The sequence below is a fragment of the Variovorax sp. P4_D9 genome, assembly GCF_056401695.1.
The window spans coordinates 1-974 of sequence record NZ_JBFUIU010001577.1 but is presented as its reverse complement, the minus strand read 5'-3'; the positions used below and the strand labels follow the sequence as shown (position 1 = coordinate 974).

Here is a 974-nt window from a genome sequence, read left to right as displayed (position 1 = left end):
GATCATGCCAGGCGACCAGCAGGAATCCGCCGACGAGCCCCCAGTGCTCGAAGAAGGCGTTGGCCGCCATGAAGCGATCGGGCGGCCCGAGCTCCCAGAAGCGGTTGGCCACGAAGGTGGCGAAGAGCGTGAATCCGGCCAGCCCCAGCGCGCCGAGCCAGCGGTGGAAGCCGGTCAGGATCATCAGCGAGGCGCCGAACTCGAAGGCGATGACGGTAACGGCCAACGGCGCCGCCGGCGCCAGGCCGAAGTGCTGCATCTCGGCGATGGCCGACGCGAAGTCGGTGGCCTTGACGAAGGCACCCTGCAGATAGGCCGCGCACAGCAACAGCAGTGCGAGCCAATGAACGGCTCGGTGGGTGAAGAGACGGCGGAGCGCCTCCATCCTCAAATCGCCCAACAGGCGCAGCCGAGCGCGCCCCAGAAGCTCTTGAGATCGGCCACGGGCAGCCGGCTGCTCCAGGCCGTGGCATGCCGGTGGCCGTGCACGCCGCAGGTGTTGGCGCAGCCACAGGCCTGGGCCGCCTGGCGCAGCGTCGCCCCCTCGGCATCGCCCCATCCCGCGTAGCCGCCGAAGCGGCGCACCGGCGACCAGTCCGGCATGGCCGGCGGCGGCGCGCCCTCGTCGTGCGCCGCGAAGTCGCCGGCACCGTAGACCACCTTGCCGCCCACCACCGTGAGCAGCGCCGTGGTGTCGGCGATCTCGGACTCGGGGCAGGAGAAGAAGTCGCGGTCGGGCACGACCAGGTCGGCCAGCTGCCCGGCCTCGATCTGGCCTTTCTTGCCGACCTCGTTGGAGAACCAGGTGACCTGCTCGGTCCACATGCGAAGCGCCGCCTCGCGGTCCAGGCAGTTGCGCTGCGGCGTGATCTGCAGGCCGCCGACAGTCTTGCCGGTGACCAGCCAGGCGAGCGACACCCAGGGGTTGTAGGAAGCCACGCGGGTGGCGTCGGTGCCGGCCGAGACCTTCACGC

General features: G+C 70.5%; 2 protein-coding genes. Both read right to left on the bottom strand.

Translation table 11 applies throughout. The features are described 5' to 3' along the window. On the bottom strand, positions 1 to 385 hold a 385-nt coding region (locus AC1DY5_RS57020), incomplete at its 3' end, for a DoxX family protein (RefSeq protein ID WP_478122939.1). 2 nt (positions 386 to 387) lie between these two features. Continuing rightward, on the bottom strand, positions 388 to 974 hold a 587-nt coding region (locus AC1DY5_RS57015; protein WP_478122938.1), incomplete at its 5' end, for an amidohydrolase family protein.